Raw genomic sequence first — 17616 nt, forward strand, 5'->3', positions numbered from 1 at the left:
AAGCCGGGTGGGAAGCCCCATACCGGTTCTGAGCTGGGATTTCTAGGTTGGGGATGTGCCGGGGAGACCGCCCCGGCGCCTCCCTCGCCGCTTGGAGACCCGCCATGCCGCTCACCCACCAGCTGCTGCTGGCCCAGGCCGCCCAGGAACCCGCCGACGGTGTCGCCGGGTGGGCCGCCGGGCTCGTCGACACGATGGGCGGGCCCGGCGCGGGGCTCGCCATCGCGCTGGAGAACCTGTTCCCGCCGCTGCCCAGCGAGGTGATCCTGCCGCTGACCGGCTTCGCCGCCGGGCAGGGGGTGATCAGCCTGGCCTCCGCGCTGTTCTGGACGACCCTGGGCTCGGTGGTCGGGGCCGTGGCCCTCTACTGGATCGGCGCGCTGTTCGGGCGGCGGCGCATGCACGCGCTCTGGGCGCGGCTGCCCTTGGTGAAGGTCTCCGACCTGGAGCGCACCGAGGCGTGGTTCGCACGGCACGGCACCAAGGCGGTGCTCCTGGGACGGATGGTGCCGATCTTCCGGAGTCTGATCTCCGTGCCGGCGGGCGTCGAGCGGATGCCGCTGCCCGTCTTCCTCCTCCTCACGACGGTCGGCAGCCTCGTCTGGAACAGCGTGCTCGTGCTGGCCGGTTACTGGCTCGGGGACCGCTGGGACCTGGTCGAGGGGTACGTAGGCGTGCTGTCCAAGGCCGTCCTGGTGCTCGCGGTCGTGGCCCTGGCCGCGTACCTGGCCGTACGTCTCCGGGGGCGCGGACGCGCCACCCAGCACCGCCGCACCTCGTGACCGGCGAGCACCTCCCGTCCGGACGATCTTGTACGGGCCCGGGGCCGCGACTAGCCTCGGGAACCGTGCCGGGTGACGAACGATCAGACGAGCGGGGAGACCCGGTGGGGCCCGGATCGGCCCGCCGGCTCGCCGGTTCCCTCCTCGGCGTTCCGACCGCCCTGCTCGGCGTCCTGTTCTTCCTCGTCTCCGGGATCGCCCTCGGGCCCTTCCTCCTGTGGCCCCGCACCCGGCCGCGCGCCCGTGAGCTCCTGACGGCCGGCGCGCGGCGCCTCGCGGAGCTGGAGCGGGGCCGCCGCTCCGCCTTCTTCGGGGACCGGTTCCCCGCCCCGTACACGGTCTCCGACCGGCGGCTCCTGCGCTATCTCGCGGTCCGCTCCTGGACGGGCGTGGTGTTCGGGATCGTCGTCGGGCTCCTCGGCTTCGGCGCCGTCCTGGCCGGGCTGCTCGTCGGGGGCGTCGTGCGCGGCACGCTCGGCTGGGGGGAGCTGTTCGCCCAGCTGCTCCTCGGCGGTGTCCTGCTCTTCCTCGACCTCCAGGGCCTGTACGCGCTGACCGCCCTGGACGCCCGGCTCGCCCGCGAGTGCTTCGGGCCCTCCGAGAGCGAGCTGCTGCGGCGCCGGATCGACGAACTCGCCGTCAGCCGGGCCGCCGTCGTGCAGGCCGTGGACGCCGAACGCCGCCGCATCGAGCGCGATCTCCACGACGGCGTGCAGCAGCGGCTCGTGGCGCTCGCCATGCTGCTCGGTCGGGCGCGCCGGAGCCGGGACCGCGACCCGGAGCAGGCGGACGCGCTGCTCCTCCAGGCGCACGGGGAGGCCGGGGACGTGCTGGCCGAACTGCGGGACGTGGCCTGGCGGGTGTACCCGTCCGCGCTGGACAGCCTGGGCCTCGAAGAGGCGTTGGGCGGGGTGGCTCAGCGGTGTTCCGTCCCGCTGCGCATCCGGTTCGAGGTCGCCGGGCCGCTGCCCCGGCCCGTGGAGACGGCCGCCTACTTCGTCGTCTCCGAGGCCGTCACGAACGCCGCCAAGCACGCGTCCGCCTCCGCCGTCTCCGTCCACGTCTCGCTGGGCGGCCCGCCCGAAGGACCGCTGCTCACGCTGCGGATCGAGGACGACGGGCGGGGCGGCGCCGATCCGGCCGGCAGCGGGCTGACCGGTCTGCGGAGCCGGGTCGCCGCACTCGACGGCGTCCTGCGTGTCGACAGCCCCCTCGGGGGACCCACCACTCTTGTCGCGGAGCTGCCGTGCGCGTGATCCTTGCCGAGGACTCGACCCTGCTGAGGGAGGGGCTCGTCCGTCTGCTCACCGAGGAGGGTCACGAGGTCGTGGCCGCGCTCGGCGACGCCGTGACCCTGGTCGCGGAGGTCGGGGCGCTGCGCCCGGACGTCGCGGTCGTCGACATCCGGATGCCCCCGACGCACACCGACGAGGGGCTGCGGGCGGCCGTGGAGATCCGCGAACGGTGGCCGGAGACGGGTGTCCTCGTTCTCTCGCAGCACGTCGAGCGGAGCTACGCGGCCCGGCTGCTGGCCGCCGGGGCGGAGCGGGTCGGCTATCTGCTCAAGGACCGGGTGGGGCAGGTTGAGGAGTTCCTCGACGCGCTGGAGCGGGTCCACGAGGGCGGGGCGGCGATCGACCCGGAGGTCGTGCGGCAGCTGGTCGTCCGCAGCACGCACGGCGACCCGCTGGCCCGGCTGACCCCGCGCGAGCGCGAGGTCCTGGAGGTCCTGGCCCAGGGGTACACGAACGCCGCCATCGCGCGGCAGCTGCACCTGTCCCTCAGCGCGGTGGAGAAGTACCTCAACGCCGTCTTCGACAAGCTGGAGCTGCACAGGGCCGACGGCTACAGCCGCCGGATCCTGGCCGTGCTGCGCTATCTGGAGTCCTGAGCCCCGCGGCGCTCAGCAGGCGCGGGGCGACGCGAACCGGTCGATGGCGGAGGCCAGTTGGGGTCGCCGCCGGATGTCGAGCTTGCGGTAGATACGGGTGATGTGGAGCTCCACGGCCCGGGTCGACACCGTGAAGTACGCGGCGATCTGCTTGTTGGTGAGGCCGTCGAGGATCATCGTGACGATGCGCCGCTCATGGGCGGTCAGGGCCGCGACGGGCGTCCGCCGGGAGCACTCACGAGGGGCGAGCGCAGCGCGCCCCGGCTGACCCGGCCTCCCGAGCTGCGCCGGTTGCCCCGGCTGTCCCGGTCGCCCCGGCGCCGCGTGCCCCAGCACGGCGTTCCACTCCCGGATCCGCGGCTCGCCGACGAGCTGGGCGCGCGCGTACGGATCGGCGTGGAGGATCCGTAAGAGCGTCCGGCGGTCGCGGGCCTCGCAGACGAGGAGCTCTCCCGCGCCGTCCCGCCACGGGCCGCCCACGAGGAGGATTCCGCGCGCGGCCATGCTCTTCCAGTACGTCCGGTGCGCCTCGCCGAAACTCGACCGGTCCGTCTCACTTCCACGGAAAACGAGTTCGACCACGAAAGGCACGCGCAACTCCCCCATACATCACGACGTTTCCGTTTTCGACGCTACCACCGGCCCACCGGCCGGTGAATGAACGGCATGTTGCGGGCGGCGGCGGAGCAGACCGGTGGCGGCGAGCACCGCGACCGCCCCGAGCCACACCGTCCAGCCGAGCGGCTCGTGCAGCACCACGGCGCCCAGGACGACGGCCACGGCGGTCATCAGGTACGTGACGGTGGAGGCCACCGCGGGCCCGTCCTCGATGATCAGCTCGAAGTTGAGGAGGGCGGCGAATCCGGTGCAGACCACGCCCAGGACGAGCACGGAGATCACCGAGTCGGCGCGCCAGGTAACGGCCTGAAGGCCCAGGAACGGGAAGGCCGCGAGCAGCAGGACGGTGGCCGCGCCCAGCTGTCCGCCGGCCAGCATGAGCGGGGGAACGCCCCTGCCCACGAGGAACTTGCCCATGTACGCGAAACTGGCGCCGAAGCTGACCGAGCCGAGGACGAAGCAGAGGATGCTCCAACCCGTCCCGGTTGAGGCCGAGTTCCACGGCGACGCGATGAGCGCCGTGCCCCCGAGGCCGAGGAGCACGCCGCCCGCCCGGACGCCGGAGACCCGCTTCTCCTGACCGAGCAGCAGGGCCGCCGCCAGGGTCCAGATCGGCGCGCTGCCGTTGACCACGGCGGCCACGCTGCTGGAGCCGGCGATCTCCCCTTCGGCGTACAGGGTCCACGGCACGGCGTTGCCGAGCAGCGCGGCGACGGTCAAATGCCCCCATATCGCTGGCTCCTTGGGGAGCCTGAGCCCCTTGGCGTATCCCAGGGAGAGGATCACGACGGCCCCGAGCGCGAGCCGGATCAGGACCATCTGCACGGGGGAGAATCCGTACCCCGCGATCTTGATCCAGAGGAAGACGGAGCCCCAGACGAGGCTCAGCGCGGCCAGCCGCGCGGCGGCGGCTCTGGACATGGTTGTTCCCGCTCTGGACATGGCTGTTCCCGCTCTGGGCATGGCTGTTCCCGCTCTGGATGGGCGTGTTCCCGCTCTGAATGAGGGGCTCGCGGAGCTCTCTTGAAAGGGTGAGGAGCTCTCCGCCGTACGGGAACGAGCCTCGCTCCCGCGTCCGGGCGGGGTCCAGCAACGTCCGGTGGACGGTACCGTCCACGAACCATGGCGGGTCGGCGGCTCAGCCCGCGACGGCCGCCCTGGCCACCGTGCGCAGCGCGTCCAAGACGGCGGCGATCTCGGGCGAGGTCTGGCTGCCCTCCCGTACGGCCGCGAAGACCGTGCGCGACGGCGCCCCCTCGCTGAACGCGCGCACCGTCACCTCGGGCCGGGGCGCCGGCCTGGCCGTCCGGGGCACCAACGCGACGCCGAGTCCGAGCCGGACCGCCGCGAGCGTGGCGTCCCAGTCGCCGATGGCGTGCGAGGCCCGCGGGGTGAACCCGGCCGCCGCGCAGGCGGCGACGCCGATGTCGTGGCACATCCCGGTCGTGGCGAAGATCCACGTCTCCTGGGCGAGGTCGGCGAGGACGAGGCGGGGGCTGTCGAGGAGCGGGTGCCCGTCGGGCAGGGCGATGTCGAAGGGGTCCTCGCAGAGCGCGACCCGGTGGAAGCGTGCGTCGAGACGGCCGTCCTCGCCTGCCGGGCCCGGGTGCAGCGCGGTGTCGGCGGAGATGACGACGTCGGTCTGCCCGCGGTGCAGGAGGGCGAAGCTCTCCGGCGGGTCGACCTCGGCGAGGGAGGTGCGCAGCAGCGGCCGGGTCTCCCGCAGCCGGGCCACGGCGGGCAGGATCAGCGCCGAGAGGGTGGTGGAGAAGCCGGCCACCGCCACGTCGCCGCGCTCGCCGCTCCGGTGCGCGGCGAGCTCCGCGCGCATCCGCTCGACCTGGGTGAAGACGGCGTCGGCGTGCCGGAGGACGATCCGCGCTTCGCCGGTGAGCCGGAGTCTGCGCCCGGACGGTTCGGTGAGGGGGACTCCCAAATCCCGGGCCAGGGCGCTGATCTGCTGCGAGACGGCCTGCGGGGTGAGGTGGAGGGCCTGGGCGGCCGCGCTGACCGTGCCGCGTTCGCTGAGCTCCCTCAGCACCCGCAGCTTGCGCAGATCCGGATCGGCCACGTCCCGCTCCCCTCCCCCTTCGCGGTCATCGTACGCAGCCGGCCTCCACGTCGATGACCTCCTTCACCAGCGCCTCCAGCACGTCGAGGTCCCGCGCGGTGCGCCCGTCCTCCCGCCGCTCGCCCGGGTAGGTGGGGTCGAGGACGACGGCCCGCGCGCCCAGGTCCTGGAGCAGCCCGAGGTCGTCCGCGATCTGCTCCCGCGTGCCCTCTCCGAGGAGGCGGCCGGGGCCCAACGGTCCTTCCGTGACCCGGAGTTTGATCCGGGGGCAGAGGTCGGGGACGGACAGCTCCTCTTCCTCGGCGACCTGGTGGAGCGCGGGCAGGCCGACGCCGAGGAGCCAGTCGCCGGAGACGGAGGTCGGGTGCCAGGCGTCGCCTAGGCGGACGGCCCGGCGGAGCGCGCGGCGGCTGTGCCCGCCGACCCAGACGGGCGGTCCGGGGCGCTGGACGGGCAGGGGCCCGGTGTGGACCTCGCGGAAGGAGACGTGGGCGCCCTCGAAGGAGGCGACCTCGTCGGCCCAGCAGGCCTTGATGGCCGCGAGGTACTCGTCGCTGATCGCTCCGCGCTCGCGGTACGGGACGTCGAGGACGGCGAACTCCCGGGCGGCCCAGCCCGCCGCCGCGCCGAAGACCAGCCGGCCGTTGCTGAACCGGTCGATGTTGGCGGCGACGCGGGCGGTGTGCACGGGGTGCCGGTACGGGAGGATCGTCACGGTCGTGCCGAGCCCCACGGTCCTGGTGATCCCGGCGAGCCAGGCGAGGGTCGCGAAGGGGTCGTAGAACGGGGCGGGGAAGAGGTTCTGCACGTCGGGCGTGAGCGCCACGTGGTCGGAGACCATGGCGTAGTGGAAGCCCAGCGCCTCGACCCGCAGCGCCCAGTCGGCGAGGGCGTCGGGGGTGGCCTCGGGCCCGTAGTTGGGCAGATTGACGCCGAATTCCACGGGGTGTTCCTCCCGGCCGTCCGGTGCTGGTCCGTGGCGTACGGAGCAGTCCTCGGGACCTTACGGCCGGGATCCCGCCCTCACGGCCCACACCGCCTTGGAGGGTTCGGGGTTCCGTAGCGCCGCGACGCCCCGGCGCTACGGAACCCGTCACGGGGTCAGTTCAGCGACATGCTCCGGTGCACGGACCGCGCGGTGGTGGCCGTCGGTGCGGAGGTCTTCAGGAGGCCCTTGTCGCTGGTGCTCGCGGGCGCGTCCGCGCCCACCGGCGTGGTGGTCATGGGCCGGGCGGCGGCACAACGCTGCTTCTCCGCCTCGGACATGGGCCCGGTGCGCTGGAGCAGCCGGTCGGGGACTGCCCGGGAGGGGGCGTCGATCACGGCGTGCATCCGGTAGTCGTCCTTCTTGCTGACGAACCAGCCCTCGACCCGCTCGCGGCTCGGCTGGAGCTCGACCCAACTGACCTCGCCGGGCTGGATCCGCTCCACGACGGTCCGCTCGTCACTGCTGAACCACTGCCAGGGCCGCTGCCAGCCCCGCTCGTAGGCGAGGGCGAACTGGGTGGCCATGGGCCGCTCCTTGATCCGCTTCTCGTCCTCCGCCCGCACCCCGGAAGTGGGCAGCTTGGCCACCTCGTTGAGCGGGAGGTTCGCGGCGGCGTACGTCTGGGCGATGCTGTCGTGGCCACGCTCGGAGTAGGAGAGCAGCCGGGAGTGCTCCAGCGTGTTGCGGGTGCAGTTGATGTACGCCTCGCCGACGACCCGTGCCCGGTCGTAGTACCGGAAGGACATGCGGGTGTCCGGCCGGAAGGTGCAGGAGTTCTCCCCGTTGCAGGCGGCCGCCGCGTTGTGGAGGGTGCTCTCCCGGTCGTTGCCCTTGTACGCCTCCGAGGTGCCGAGCGCCGTCTTGTCGACGGTCTTGTCGAGGGCCGGCGGCACCTCGACCGCCCGAATGCGGGCGATCATCGGTGAACAGGTCACGTGTGTACGGGAGTCGGTGACCCGGCTGGTGAAGGTGAGCAGCGGCTCGTTCTCCCCGGCGGTGAACTCGTAGCTGCGGCCGGTCCACTGGCCGGTCCCGGGCGTGCCCTTCGTACGGTCGGGGTCCCCGGCGGTGGTGACCTCGCGGACGGAGCCGCCGGAGCCGGTGACCGCGTACGGCTGGCCGTTGACGACCTGTTCGCCGGTGCACTCCTTGGAGACGGCGGGGCTGTCCTCGTAGGTGACGGTGACCTTGGCCCCCGCACGGACTCCGCGCAGCCGCTGCTGGAGGGTGTTGCCGTCCTTCTGGAGGGCGACGCCGTGGGATCCGTCGGTTCGGCCCGAAGCGGTGGGCGAGTAACGCTGGTTGAGGCCGGTCCAGAAGTCGATGCCGACGGTGGTGGGGCCGTCGCCCCGCATGACGGGGTCGGCGAAGTCGCCGTTGAGGACGGAGACGGCCTGCTCGGAGGGGGCGGCCTGCGCGGCGGGGACGGCCGCGGAGGACGGGGAGGCGACAGGGAGCAGCAGTCCGGCGGCACCGAGCACGGCGAACGCGGACGACAGTGAGCGGTTCATGGCGGGGAACTCCTCCGGATTCAGGAACCGTGGGACGACAAGACGACTTCGCGCTTCGGCTCGGCACCCGGCGGGACCGCCCGGGCGGCCGGCACCTCACGCACCTCACGCACCTCACGCACCTCGCGTACGGAGCCCACGGAGCCCACGGAGCCCACGGAGCCCACGGAGCGCAGCCCGCCGGGCGGCGGGGAGGTGTTGTCGCCGTCGCCCGCGGTGTCACCCGCCGGGCGCTTGCGGCCGCAGAGCTTGTCGGGGACGGCGTACGTCTGGGCGACGAACGTGCTGCTGTTGACCATGGAGGGGCTGTCCACGCTCACGTTGAGGATCTTCCGCCCGGTGTCCGTGACGAGGTCGCCGACCACGCGCCGCATGGAGGCGCTGGCGCCGAAGACGAGCATGTCGTACGGCTTGACGGTGGTCTTGTAGACCGTCGCCTCGGTGTTCTCGGTCGTCCAGGACTTGGAGTAGGTGGCCTTGAAGGCCGCCTCGAAGGCGAGCTTCGCGCTCAGCGAGCCGGCCACCTTGCCGCCGCCCGCGACGGTGGTCTTGGTGCCGTTCGTCGAGGTCGGACCGTCCTTGAGGTTGGGCGTCTTGTTCTCGCTGGTGATGTCGTTGGAGAGGTTGGTGGTGACCTCGCCGGATGCGGCGACCGTGCCCTCTGCGGTGATCTTGCCGGAGATCTCGCCGCCGATGTTGTCGGTGCTGCTGGTCCGCAGGGTGACCGTGCGGTCGACGCCCATGTCGCTCGTGGTGCAGTTGACGACCGCGTTGCCGAGCGACTTGACGGCGGTGGCGTACTCGCGGTCGCGCTTGGGGTCGATCGTGAACGAGCAGGCCGCGCGCTTCGTCCCGCAGTACTCCAGGACGTCGGCGATCCTCGCCTGCCGGCCGTCGGCGGTGACGGCTCGGGCGACGGGAGGGGTCGGGATCTCGCCGGGCGCCTCCTCGGCGACGGCGGGCGGGGCGAGGAGCGCGAGGGGCGCGGTGAGTCCGAGCCCGAGGGCGAGGGCGGACAGGCGGGCGGCGCGGGGACGGCGCGGAGACATGACGAGGAACCCCTTTCGAGGGTGCTTCGAGGGGAAAGCGCGGGAGGCGGGGAGGAGAGGAGTCAGGAGCCGAGCAGCGAGCAGAGCTGCGAAGCCGGGAAGGGGGACTGCCCCGGATCGCTCGACCCCTGCGGGAGGGAGGCGGGGAAGGCGGCGCAGGTGGACGTGACGGCCTGCGCGGCGTTGTCGGCGGGCTCCGGCTTGTTCGTGGAGATGGTGTCGCTCATGTCCTTGAACCCGTCCTCCTCACGGCCTCCCTTGCCGGCCAGCTTCTCCATGCAGGAGCTGGATTCGGGCGGGCATTCCTTCAGGTCCTTGCCAATCTTCTCGATGTCCTTGTCGGCCTGACCGGCAGCCTCCTGGGTCTTCTTCTGCTGCTCCTTGATCTTCTTCGCCTCTTCGGCGTTGTTCTCCTTGTCCAGACAGGCCTGGTCGTCCGGCTGGCACTCGGCGCCGTACGCGACGGGGGCCAGGGTGAGGGCGAGGACGGAGGCGAGAGCGGAGGCGAGGACGGCGGCGCTCAGCGCACGGCGCGGCGAAGCCTTCGACACGGGCATGGGGAAACTCCCTTGGGGACGAGGTGAGTTGGTGCGCTCGGAAGGGGACGCCAGGGGCGGACAGGGGACTGTCCTCAAGATCACCGAGCGCCTTCCGACGCTAACCGGCGGGGCCCCGGCGCCACGACAGGACACACGGTGCGGCGCGCTCGCCCGGGCGCGCTCACCGCTTCGGCGGAGCGCACTCGACACCCCTCGGAGGGGGTGGCGGCGGGGAGTTCGCGGGCCGCCGCCGGGGCCCGCCGGTCCACCCGTTCGTAGGGAATCGGGGGCGTACGCGAGCGGGCGGGCGACCGTACGCGGCCGGGCCCCTCACTCCCCCGGCCGCCGCCGTTCGGCGGCCCGCCGGAGCGACCCGCCGGAATCCCCCAGCGGCGCGCACGGCGGGCGAATGCGCCCCCCGATCGCCGCCCCGAACGGGCGTCCGTCAGACGGGTGTTTCAGCGGATCCAACTCGCTGTGGTGATCATTTTCGGTAAGTCTGCTCATGTGCCCGACGGCCTGTCCCGGCCGTCGCACCGGCCGTGGGCGTCCCATGCCCAAGGCCCGGCACTCCGTGTTCGCATGACCCGCGCCCGGCCCCCGTACGCCTCCGCCACCCCCGCGGACGCGGACGGCACCCGCCGGACGCCGCGCTCCCGTTTGTCCCCCTCGAAGGAGAGCAGAGCCATGTCCCGTTCACGACGCGATCCCGCACGCACGCCGCTGCGCGCCCCCCATCCCGTATCCACCCTGCTGCGCGCGCCCCGCTCCGTACCCGCCGCGCTGCGCGGCCGGCCGCTCGCCGCCGCCCTCCTCACGGCGGCCGCCGCCCTCACCGCCGTACCGGCCCTTGCCCCCGCCGCGACCGCCAACGAAGGGAACCCGACCGTACTGAGCTGGGGCGCGGGCCGCACCGGCCAGCTCGGCAACGGCACCCTGACCGACAGCCTCAGCCCGTCCTCCGTCACCAGCCTCTTCCGCGGCGACGTCGACCAGGTCTCGGCGGGCGGCACCTCCTCGTCCGACTCCTTCGTCCTCGCCCGGACGGACAAGACGGTCAAGTCCTGGGGCCACAACTCCTCGGGCCAGCTCGGCAACGGCGGCAACAGCAACCAGGCCGTGCCCACCACCGTCCCCCGCCTCGACAACATCGAGGACATCGCGGCCGGCGGACAGCACGCCCTCGCCCTCAACAGCTCCGGCCAGGTCTTCTCCTGGGGGGACAACTCCTACGGCCAGCTCGGCAACAACCGCACGGGCGACAGCCGGACCGTCCCCGACCGCGTCCAGGGCATGCCCAGGGTCAAGCAGATCTCGGCCGGCTGCGACTTCAGCCTCGCCCTCCTGGAGAACGGCAAGGTGTACGCCTGGGGCCGCGGCATCCACGGCCAGCTCGGCACCGGCAACCGCGCCACCAGCTCCGTACCCCGGCAGGTGGTGGGCCTGGAGAACATCGCGCAGATCGACGCCGGCTGCCACCACGCCCTCGCGCTGACCGCCGACGACACGGTCAAGGCCTGGGGCTACAACCTCTACGGCCAGCTCGGCAACTCCTCCACCAAGTCCTCGACCCTCCCCGTCGACGTCGACTGGATCGAGGGGGTCTCCGACATCGAGGCGGGCGCCCACCACAACTACGTGAAGACGAGCGACAGCCACGTCTGGGGCTGGGGCAACAACCAGTACGGCCAGCTCCTGGAGTCCGACGAGGCCTTCGACGCCAACGTCTCCCGCACCAACCGCACGGCCCCCGTCGAGATCCCGCGCCTGCAAGGAGTCCAGCACCTCGCGGCCGGCGCCCGGCACGGCGTCGCGGTCACCGCGGACGACGTCTTCACCTGGGGCCACAACGGCGAGGGCCAGCTCGGCAACGGCACGACGGTCTCGCGGTACGAGTCGGTGAAGATCCTCAACCAGGGCTCGGCGATCAAGGCGGTGGCCGTCTCCCTGGGCGGCAACACGACGTACGCGTACTGAGCGGGGTGCTCCCATGACGTACCCGTACGTACGGGCTGTCGCCGCCGCCCTCGTGCTCCTCGCCCTCGCCGGGCCCGCCCCGGCCCACGCCGAAACCCGGGACCCATGGGTGCGCGCCTGGGGCGCGAGCGGCTCCGGGCAGCTCGGCAACGGCTCCGTCCTCCCCCAGCAGACCCGGGCGGACGTCCGGAGTCTGGCCCGCGCCGACGTGCGCGAACTCGCCGCCGGGGGTGGCAACGACGGCAACGCCTTCGTGGTCGCCCTGCTGCACGACGGCACCGTCGAGTCGTGGGGCGGGAACAGCAACGGCCAGCTGGGCGACGGCAACGCCTCCGGCGGCAGCCGGCCGTTCCCTGCCGCCGTCGCCGGTCTCTCCCAGGTCTCCCAAGTCGCCGCCGGGGCCCATTTCGCCTACGCCGTGCGCGGTGGACGGGTCCTCGCCTGGGGCGCCAACGACTTCGGGCAGCACGGCAGCGGCACCGCGGACCCCAGCTCCCGCCCCGTCGCCGTCCAGAGCCTGACCAAGGTGAAGGACATCGCCGCCGGCTGCTACCACGCGGTCGCCCTGCGCGAGGACGGCACGGTCTGGACCTGGGGCCGGAACGCCTCCGGCCAGCTCGGCATCGGCTCCACGGCCGACCAGAACACGCCGAAACGGGTACCCGGTCTCACTGACGTCGTGGAGGTCGCCGCCGGCTGCCACCACTCGCTCGTCCGTACGGCCGACGGCACCGTCAAGGCCTGGGGCTACAACACCGACGGACAGTTGGGCAACGACAGCACCGAGCGCAGTCCGGCGCCCGTCGACGTCCTGCACCTGGCGGAGGCCGCCCGGATCTTCTCCGGCGCCTACGCCTCCTTCGCCGTCCTCGCCGACGGACAGGTACGCGCCTGGGGCTTCAACGGCCAGGGCCAGCTCGGCGACGGCAGCACCGTCAGCCGGACCACCCCGGTGCCCGTCCCCGGTCTCGCCGGCATCACCGACCTGGCCTGCGGCTGGCGCCACACCCTCGCCGTCCTCGCCGACGGCTCCGTCCTTGCCTGGGGCGACAACTCCTCCGGTCAGCTCGGTGACGGCACCACGACCGACTCCCTCACCCCGGTCACCGCCCTGCCCCCGGGCAGCGGCACGACCCGCGTCGCGGCCTCCACCGCCTGGAAGTCCAGCTACGCCTACTGAACCCCGAAAGGTCCCACCCATGTCCCCGTCCCGACGCATCACTCGCACCACCCTCCTCACCGCCCTCGCGGCGCTCACCACCCTCGCCGCCCCCTCCCTCTCCGCCCACGCCGCCGCAGGCACCGACCCCTGGGTCCGCGCCTGGGGCGAGAACGCCCAGGGCCAGCTCGGCAACGGCAGCGTCCTCGCCCAGCAGACGCCCGCCGCCGTCACCGGCATCACCCGCGACGACGTCCGCGAGCTCTCCGGGGGCGGTGGCGGCGCCGCCGCGGCCGCCAACCCCTTCGCCGTCGCCCTCCTCAAGGACGGCACCGTCAAGAGCTGGGGTGCCAACACCACCGGCCAGCTCGGCAACGGCACCACGACCGCCCAGAGCTTCCCGGCCACCGTCGCGGGTCTCTCGGGGGTGAGCGAGGTCTCCGCCGGCCTCAACCACGTCCTCGCCGTCAAGGGCGGCCGGGTCCTCGCCTGGGGCAGCAACGCCTCGAAGCAGCTGGGCACCGGCCAGGACACCACCAACCCGTACCGGACGCCGATCCCCGTACAGAGCCTGGACCAGGTGAAGGACGTCGGCGCGGGCTGCGACTTCAGCGTGGCACTGCGCCAGGACGGCACCGTCTGGACCTGGGGCAAGGGCGACAACGGGCGGCTCGGCACGGGCAACAACACCACGCGCGAGACCCCGCAGAAGGTCCCGGACCTGATCGACGTCGAGTCCGTATCGGTGGGCTGCGAGCACGTGATCGCCCTCACCGCCGACGGCACGGTGAAGGCCTGGGGCAAGGGCGCGGAGGGCCAGCTCGGCAACGACTCCACCACCGACAGCAACACACCGGTGGACGTCGCCTACCTCGACGCCGTGGCCCGGATCTTCGCCACCTCGGCGTCCGCCTTCGCCGTCCTCGACGACGGCAGCCTGGCCGGCTGGGGCAAGAACACCGACCGGCAGCTCGGCGACGGCACGAACGCCAACCGCACCACCCCCGTCGTCCTGGACAACCTCACGGGCGTGCAGGACATCGCGGGCGGCGCCGACTTCACCCTGGCCGCGCTCGACGACGGCTCTGTGATCGGCTGGGGCGCCAACGCGGTCGCCCAGCTGGGCGACGGCTCCACGACCGCGCCCACCGCCAGCACCGCTCCCCCCGGGACCACCGTCGCCCTCCCGCCGGGCAGCGGCATCACCCACGTCACGACGACGAAGACCGGCAAGTCGGGCTTCGCCTACTGACACCGGCCGGAGGCCGATCCGGCTTCGCGCGGGGGCCCTCGCCGGCCCCCGCGCGAATGCCTCACACCCGCCGTCCCTGGCCAGCGGCGGCGGTGAGCTGGCAGGATCGCCCCCATGCTCGCCTCGCTCTCCCGTGCCGCCCGCCGCCGCCTCCTGGCGCTCTCGGCCGCGCTGCTCGCGGTGTGCGGGGTGCTCGTGTGGTGGCTGGTTCCCTTCGGCTCACCCGTCCCGAGCGGCTCGGTCACCTTCAGTACGGGTGTGCCCACCGGCGTCTACCAGCGGTACGGAAAGCTCCTCAAGGAGGCCCTCGCCGAGGACCTCCCGGAGGTGTCGATAGAGCTCACGGACAGTGAGGGATCCCAGCAGAACCTGGCCCGCGTGGCCTCGGGCGAAGCGGACTTCACCATCGCGACGGCCGACGCCGTGGCCCAGTACCAGCGCGAGCGCAAGCCGGGCTTCGAGCGGCTGCGCGGCTGCGCCCGGCTGTACGACGACTACGTCCAGCTCGTCGTACGGAAGGGCTCGTCGCTCCGGAAGGTGCGGGACCTGCGCGGGCTCCGGGTCGGCGTCGGCCAGCCGGGGTCCGGCGTGCGGCTGATCGCCGACCGGGTCCTCGCGGCGGCCGGCCTCGCGCCCGTACGGGACGTCGAAGCGGTCTCCGCGGGTATCAACACGATGCCGGGCCGCCTGGAGAGCGGCGACCTCGACGCCTTCTTCTGGTCGGGCGGGCTGCCCACCGAGGCCGTGCAGAAGCTGTCCGATCGCTTCGAGGTCCGCCTGATCCCCCTGGACGCCACCCTCGTCGACCGGCTGCACGACGTCGGCGACTCGACCCGCCACTACCGGTCGGCGGTGATCCCGGCCGACGCGTACGCGAAGGCACAGGACGGCCAGCGGGTCGACACACTGGCCGTGGCGAACCTCCTGGTCACGACGGCCGAGGCCGATCCGGACCTGGTCGAGGGCTTCACCCGTACGGTGATCAGGAGCCGTGACGTGATCGGCAGCCAGGTCCACCCGGCCCAGCTGGTGGACCTGCGCACGGCCGTCTACACGGAACCCCTGCCCCTCCACGAGGGCGCCCGCCGGTACTACCGGTCGGTGAAGCCGTGAGGACCCTCCGGCCATAGCGCCCGGTCAGACCGCCGGTCCGGGGCCCGGTGAGACCGCCGGCCCAGCCAGGTGGGGAGACCGCCGGCCCAGCCGAGCGGTGAGAACGCCGGCCTGGCGCTGTTGCAGCCCTGAGCCCCCGCCGGCCTGCGGCCCATCAAGGCCGCCGCCCCACCGCTCCCGCCGGTAAGACCGCCGCCCTAGCGCCTGGTGAGCCCGCTGCCCTGCCCGTGACGCCCCGCCGGAGCGTGCCGGGGGACGCTGACCGTCACCCGCAGGCCGTGCGGCTCGTTCGGGGCGAACGCGATGCCGCCGCCGCCCGCCGTCAGCAGGACGCGCGTGATGGAGAGACCGAGCCCCGAGCCCTTGATGTTCTGGTGCCGGCCGGAGCGCCAGAAACGGTCGCCGACGCGGCCGAGCTCGTCCTCGGTGAGGCCGGGTCCCTGGTCGGCCACGACGACGTCGACGCTCTCGCCGCCCTGGGGCATCGAGACGGAGACCGTGACCTCCTCCCCGGCCGGGGTGAACTTCAGCGCGTTGTCGATCACCGCGTCGAGGGCGCTGGAGAGGGCCACCGGGTCGGCCCACCCCGTGACCGCCCCGCACTCCCCGGTCAGCAGGACGCCCTTGTCGTCGGCGAGCGGCCGCCAGGCCGCGACCCGCTCCGCCGCGAGCGCGCCGACGTCGGTGAGCCGCAGCTCGGCCGCCATGTGCTCGGCGAGGGCCAGGTCGAGGAGGTCGTCGAGGACCTGCGAGAGGCGCTTGCCCTCGGTCCGGACGGAGGCGATCTCCTCGTTCCCCTCGGGGAGCTCCATGGCGAGCAGCTCGATCCTCAGGAGCAGCGCGGCCAGCGGGTTGCGCAACTGGTGGGAGGCGTCGGCGACGAAGGCCCGCTGCTGTTCGAGCGCGTCCTCGACGTTGTCGGCCATCTCGTTGAACGAGAGCGCCAGGCGCCGCAGTTCGGGCGGGCCGCCGGTCGCGGCGACCCGGGAGTTCATGCGCCCGGTGGCGATGTCGTGGGTGACGGAGTCGAGGACGCGGACCGGCCGCAGGACCCAGCCGGTGAGCCGGAAGGCGGCGCCGATGGCGACCAGCATCGCCGCGGCCTCGCCCGCGAAGATCAGCAGCCAGCCGCGCAGGATGCGGGAACGGAGCTGCCCGGTGGGCGAGTCGGTGACGACGACGGCGACGACGTCCCCGTCCCGGACGACCGGGGAGGCGATGGTGAGCCGCGCGTCGCCCTGCCAGGGCCAGACCTGGGGCGGGTTGTGGCTGCGGCGCCCGAGCAGCGCCTCCCGGAAGGCGCGGCGGCCCTCCCCCTCGTACGGGACGACCCAGTCCTCGGGGGCGGCGGCCATGGCACGGTTGTTGCGGTAGAAGATGCCGGCACGGATGTCGTACACGTCGTGGTAGCTGGCGAGCTCGCCGTTGAGGGTGGTGCGCCGCTCGTCGGTGCCCGGGCTACTCTCGCTGACGAACTGGGCGAGGGCGGCGAAGCGCGCGGCGTCGTCGAGCCGGTCGACGACGACCCGCTGCTGTTCGGAGGCGGCGACGCTGGCGGCGAGCGGGAAGCCGAGGGCGAGCAGGACCCCGGCCATCAGGATGATGAGCAGCGGGAGGAGTCGGGTGCGCACGGGTGAGCCGGCCGGGGGTTACGCGGCGGGGGCGACCAGGCGGTAGCCGACGCCCCGCACGGTCTCGATCAGGGCGGGCATCCGCAGCTTGGAGCGCAGGGAGGCGACGTGCACCTCCAGGGTGCGGCCGGTCCCCTCCCAACTGGTGCGCCAGACCTCGCTGATGATCTGTTCGCGGCGGAAGACGACCCCGGGGCGCTGGGCGAGGAGCGCGAGCAGGTCGAACTCCTTGCGGGTCAGGGGCACGGCCTCGCCGTCGACGCTGACCCGGCGGGTGGGCAGCTCGATGGTGACGGTGCCGAGCCGCAGCAGGGTTCCGTCGGCGGCTCCGTCGGCGCCCGCGGCCGTCTCCTCGGTCCCGGCGTTGCGCCGGCTGACGGCGTGGATGCGGGCGAGGAGTTCGCCGGTGTCGTAGGGCTTGACGACGTAGTCGTCGGCGCCGAGGTTGAGGCCGTGGATCCGGGAGCGTACGTCCCCCCGGGCCGTCACCATGATCACCGGGGTGGCGGTGAGCTTCCGGATGCGGCCGCAGACCTGGTAGCCGTCCTGGTCGGGGAGGCCGAGGTCGAGCAGGATCACCCCGTACGAGGGCCGCTCGCCCTGTGCGGTGGGCAGGACGGCCTGGAGCGCCTCCTCGCCGTTGCGGGCGTGGGTGACGGTGAAGCCGTGCCGGGCCAGGATGGCGGAGAGGGCGGCGGCGACGTGGTCGTCGTCCTCCACGAGCAGCAGTCGCATGCGTACCTCCTCCGTGATCTTCAATCCGTGATCTTCATCCGCGATCTACGTTGTGCGCCGCGGCGGCTCTCTGTGTACCAGGTAGTACCAGGGCATGAACGCCGATCATCGGCGTCACAGTCAAGTCTCCCCCTGTTACACCGACGTTTCTGTTATCCACCCGGTACGCCCAGGGCGTCGCGTTCACGCAGTGTGTCCGTTTGCGACCGGATCGTTATCCTCAATTTCCGCTCAGATGTGATGACGGTCGTCTCATCGGGTCTCTAGTGTCCTCCCCAACCGAGCAGGACGGAGCAAGAG

General features: G+C 72.8%; 16 protein-coding genes. 7 read left to right on the forward strand and 9 right to left on the reverse strand.

Translation table 11 applies throughout. The features are described 5' to 3' along the window. Positions 1–104 precede the first annotated feature (104 nt). The 3 genes from ASC82_RS17315 (at position 105) to ASC82_RS17325 (ending at position 2673) form a co-directional block, all read left to right on the forward strand. Positions 105–782 carry a DedA family protein gene (locus ASC82_RS17315; RefSeq protein WP_056648400.1) on the forward strand — a complete coding sequence of 226 codons (678 nt, stop codon included), beginning with the start codon at positions 105–107 and terminating at the stop codon, positions 780–782. A 104-nt stretch (positions 783–886) separates the two neighbouring features. Beyond that, the gene (locus ASC82_RS17320; protein ID WP_056648402.1) at positions 887–2038 is read left to right on the forward strand and encodes a histidine kinase; all 1152 of its coding nucleotides are present in this window, start codon (positions 887–889) and stop codon (positions 2036–2038) included. Beyond that, positions 2038–2673, forward strand: a complete 636-nt coding sequence (locus ASC82_RS17325) for a response regulator transcription factor (protein WP_107105913.1) — start codon at positions 2038–2040, stop codon at positions 2671–2673. Before ASC82_RS17320 ends, ASC82_RS17325 begins: the two co-directional genes overlap by 1 nt. 12 nt (positions 2674–2685) lie before the next feature. On the opposite strand, the gene ASC82_RS17330 is transcribed toward ASC82_RS17325, so the two are convergent. The 7 genes from ASC82_RS17330 to ASC82_RS17360 all read right to left on the reverse strand — a co-directional run bounded on the left by ASC82_RS17330 (position 2686) and on the right by ASC82_RS17360 (position 9467). Further along, on the reverse strand, positions 2686–3279 hold the full coding sequence (locus ASC82_RS17330) for a LuxR C-terminal-related transcriptional regulator (RefSeq protein WP_079039312.1): 594 nt from the start codon (positions 3277–3279) through the stop codon (positions 2686–2688). 3 nt (positions 3280–3282) lie between these two features. Continuing rightward, positions 3283–4212 carry a DMT family transporter gene (locus tag ASC82_RS17335; RefSeq protein WP_056648407.1) on the reverse strand — a complete coding sequence of 310 codons (930 nt, stop codon included), beginning with the start codon at positions 4210–4212 and terminating at the stop codon, positions 3283–3285. A gap of 217 nt (positions 4213–4429) precedes the next feature. Beyond that, the gene (locus tag ASC82_RS17340; protein ID WP_056648409.1) at positions 4430–5362 is read right to left on the reverse strand and encodes a LysR family transcriptional regulator; all 933 of its coding nucleotides are present in this window, start codon (positions 5360–5362) and stop codon (positions 4430–4432) included. 25 nt (positions 5363–5387) lie between these two features. Beyond that, positions 5388–6305: a TIGR03619 family F420-dependent LLM class oxidoreductase gene (locus ASC82_RS17345; RefSeq protein WP_056648412.1), complete on the reverse strand. Its 918-nt coding sequence runs from the start codon at positions 6303–6305 to the stop codon at positions 5388–5390. Positions 6306–6463: 158 nt separating this feature from the next. Then, positions 6464–7861, reverse strand: a complete 1398-nt coding sequence (locus ASC82_RS17350; protein WP_056648413.1) for a hypothetical protein — start codon at positions 7859–7861, stop codon at positions 6464–6466. Positions 7862–7881: 20 nt separating this feature from the next. Continuing rightward, positions 7882–8910 (reverse strand): hypothetical protein, encoded by a 1029-nt coding sequence (locus ASC82_RS17355; protein WP_056648416.1) that lies wholly within the window; start codon positions 8908–8910, stop codon positions 7882–7884. A 62-nt stretch (positions 8911–8972) separates the two neighbouring features. After that, positions 8973–9467 (reverse strand): hypothetical protein, encoded by a 495-nt coding sequence (locus tag ASC82_RS17360; RefSeq protein ID WP_056648418.1) that lies wholly within the window; start codon positions 9465–9467, stop codon positions 8973–8975. Between the two features lie 669 nt (positions 9468–10136). Between ASC82_RS17360 and ASC82_RS17365 the strand changes: the two genes are divergently transcribed. From ASC82_RS17365 to ASC82_RS17380, 4 genes are all read left to right on the forward strand, one after another. Beyond that, the gene (locus ASC82_RS17365; RefSeq protein WP_199862549.1) at positions 10137–11426 is read left to right on the forward strand and encodes an RCC1 domain-containing protein; all 1290 of its coding nucleotides are present in this window, start codon (positions 10137–10139) and stop codon (positions 11424–11426) included. A gap of 13 nt (positions 11427–11439) precedes the next feature. Further along, the gene (locus ASC82_RS17370; RefSeq protein ID WP_056648420.1) at positions 11440–12606 is read left to right on the forward strand and encodes a chromosome condensation regulator RCC1; all 1167 of its coding nucleotides are present in this window, start codon (positions 11440–11442) and stop codon (positions 12604–12606) included. Between the two features lie 19 nt (positions 12607–12625). Beyond that, on the forward strand, positions 12626–13837 hold the full coding sequence (locus ASC82_RS17375; protein WP_056648422.1) for a chromosome condensation regulator RCC1: 1212 nt from the start codon (positions 12626–12628) through the stop codon (positions 13835–13837). A gap of 114 nt (positions 13838–13951) precedes the next feature. Further along, positions 13952–14950: a TAXI family TRAP transporter solute-binding subunit gene (locus ASC82_RS17380; RefSeq protein ID WP_056648423.1), complete on the forward strand. Its 999-nt coding sequence runs from the start codon at positions 13952–13954 to the stop codon at positions 14948–14950. A gap of 197 nt (positions 14951–15147) precedes the next feature. On the opposite strand, the gene ASC82_RS17385 is transcribed toward ASC82_RS17380, so the two are convergent. Further along, complete coding sequence (locus ASC82_RS17385) at positions 15148–16581, reverse strand: HAMP domain-containing sensor histidine kinase (protein ID WP_056648426.1); 1434 nt, start codon at positions 16579–16581, stop codon at positions 15148–15150. An 18-nt stretch (positions 16582–16599) separates the two neighbouring features. Then, the gene (locus tag ASC82_RS17390; protein WP_056648680.1) at positions 16600–17316 is read right to left on the reverse strand and encodes a response regulator transcription factor; all 717 of its coding nucleotides are present in this window, start codon (positions 17314–17316) and stop codon (positions 16600–16602) included. Positions 17317–17616: the final 300 nt, after the last annotated feature.

It is taken from the genome of Streptomyces sp. Root431, assembly GCF_001426585.1.
Taxonomy (GTDB): domain Bacteria; phylum Actinomycetota; class Actinomycetes; order Streptomycetales; family Streptomycetaceae; genus Streptomyces; species Streptomyces stackebrandtii.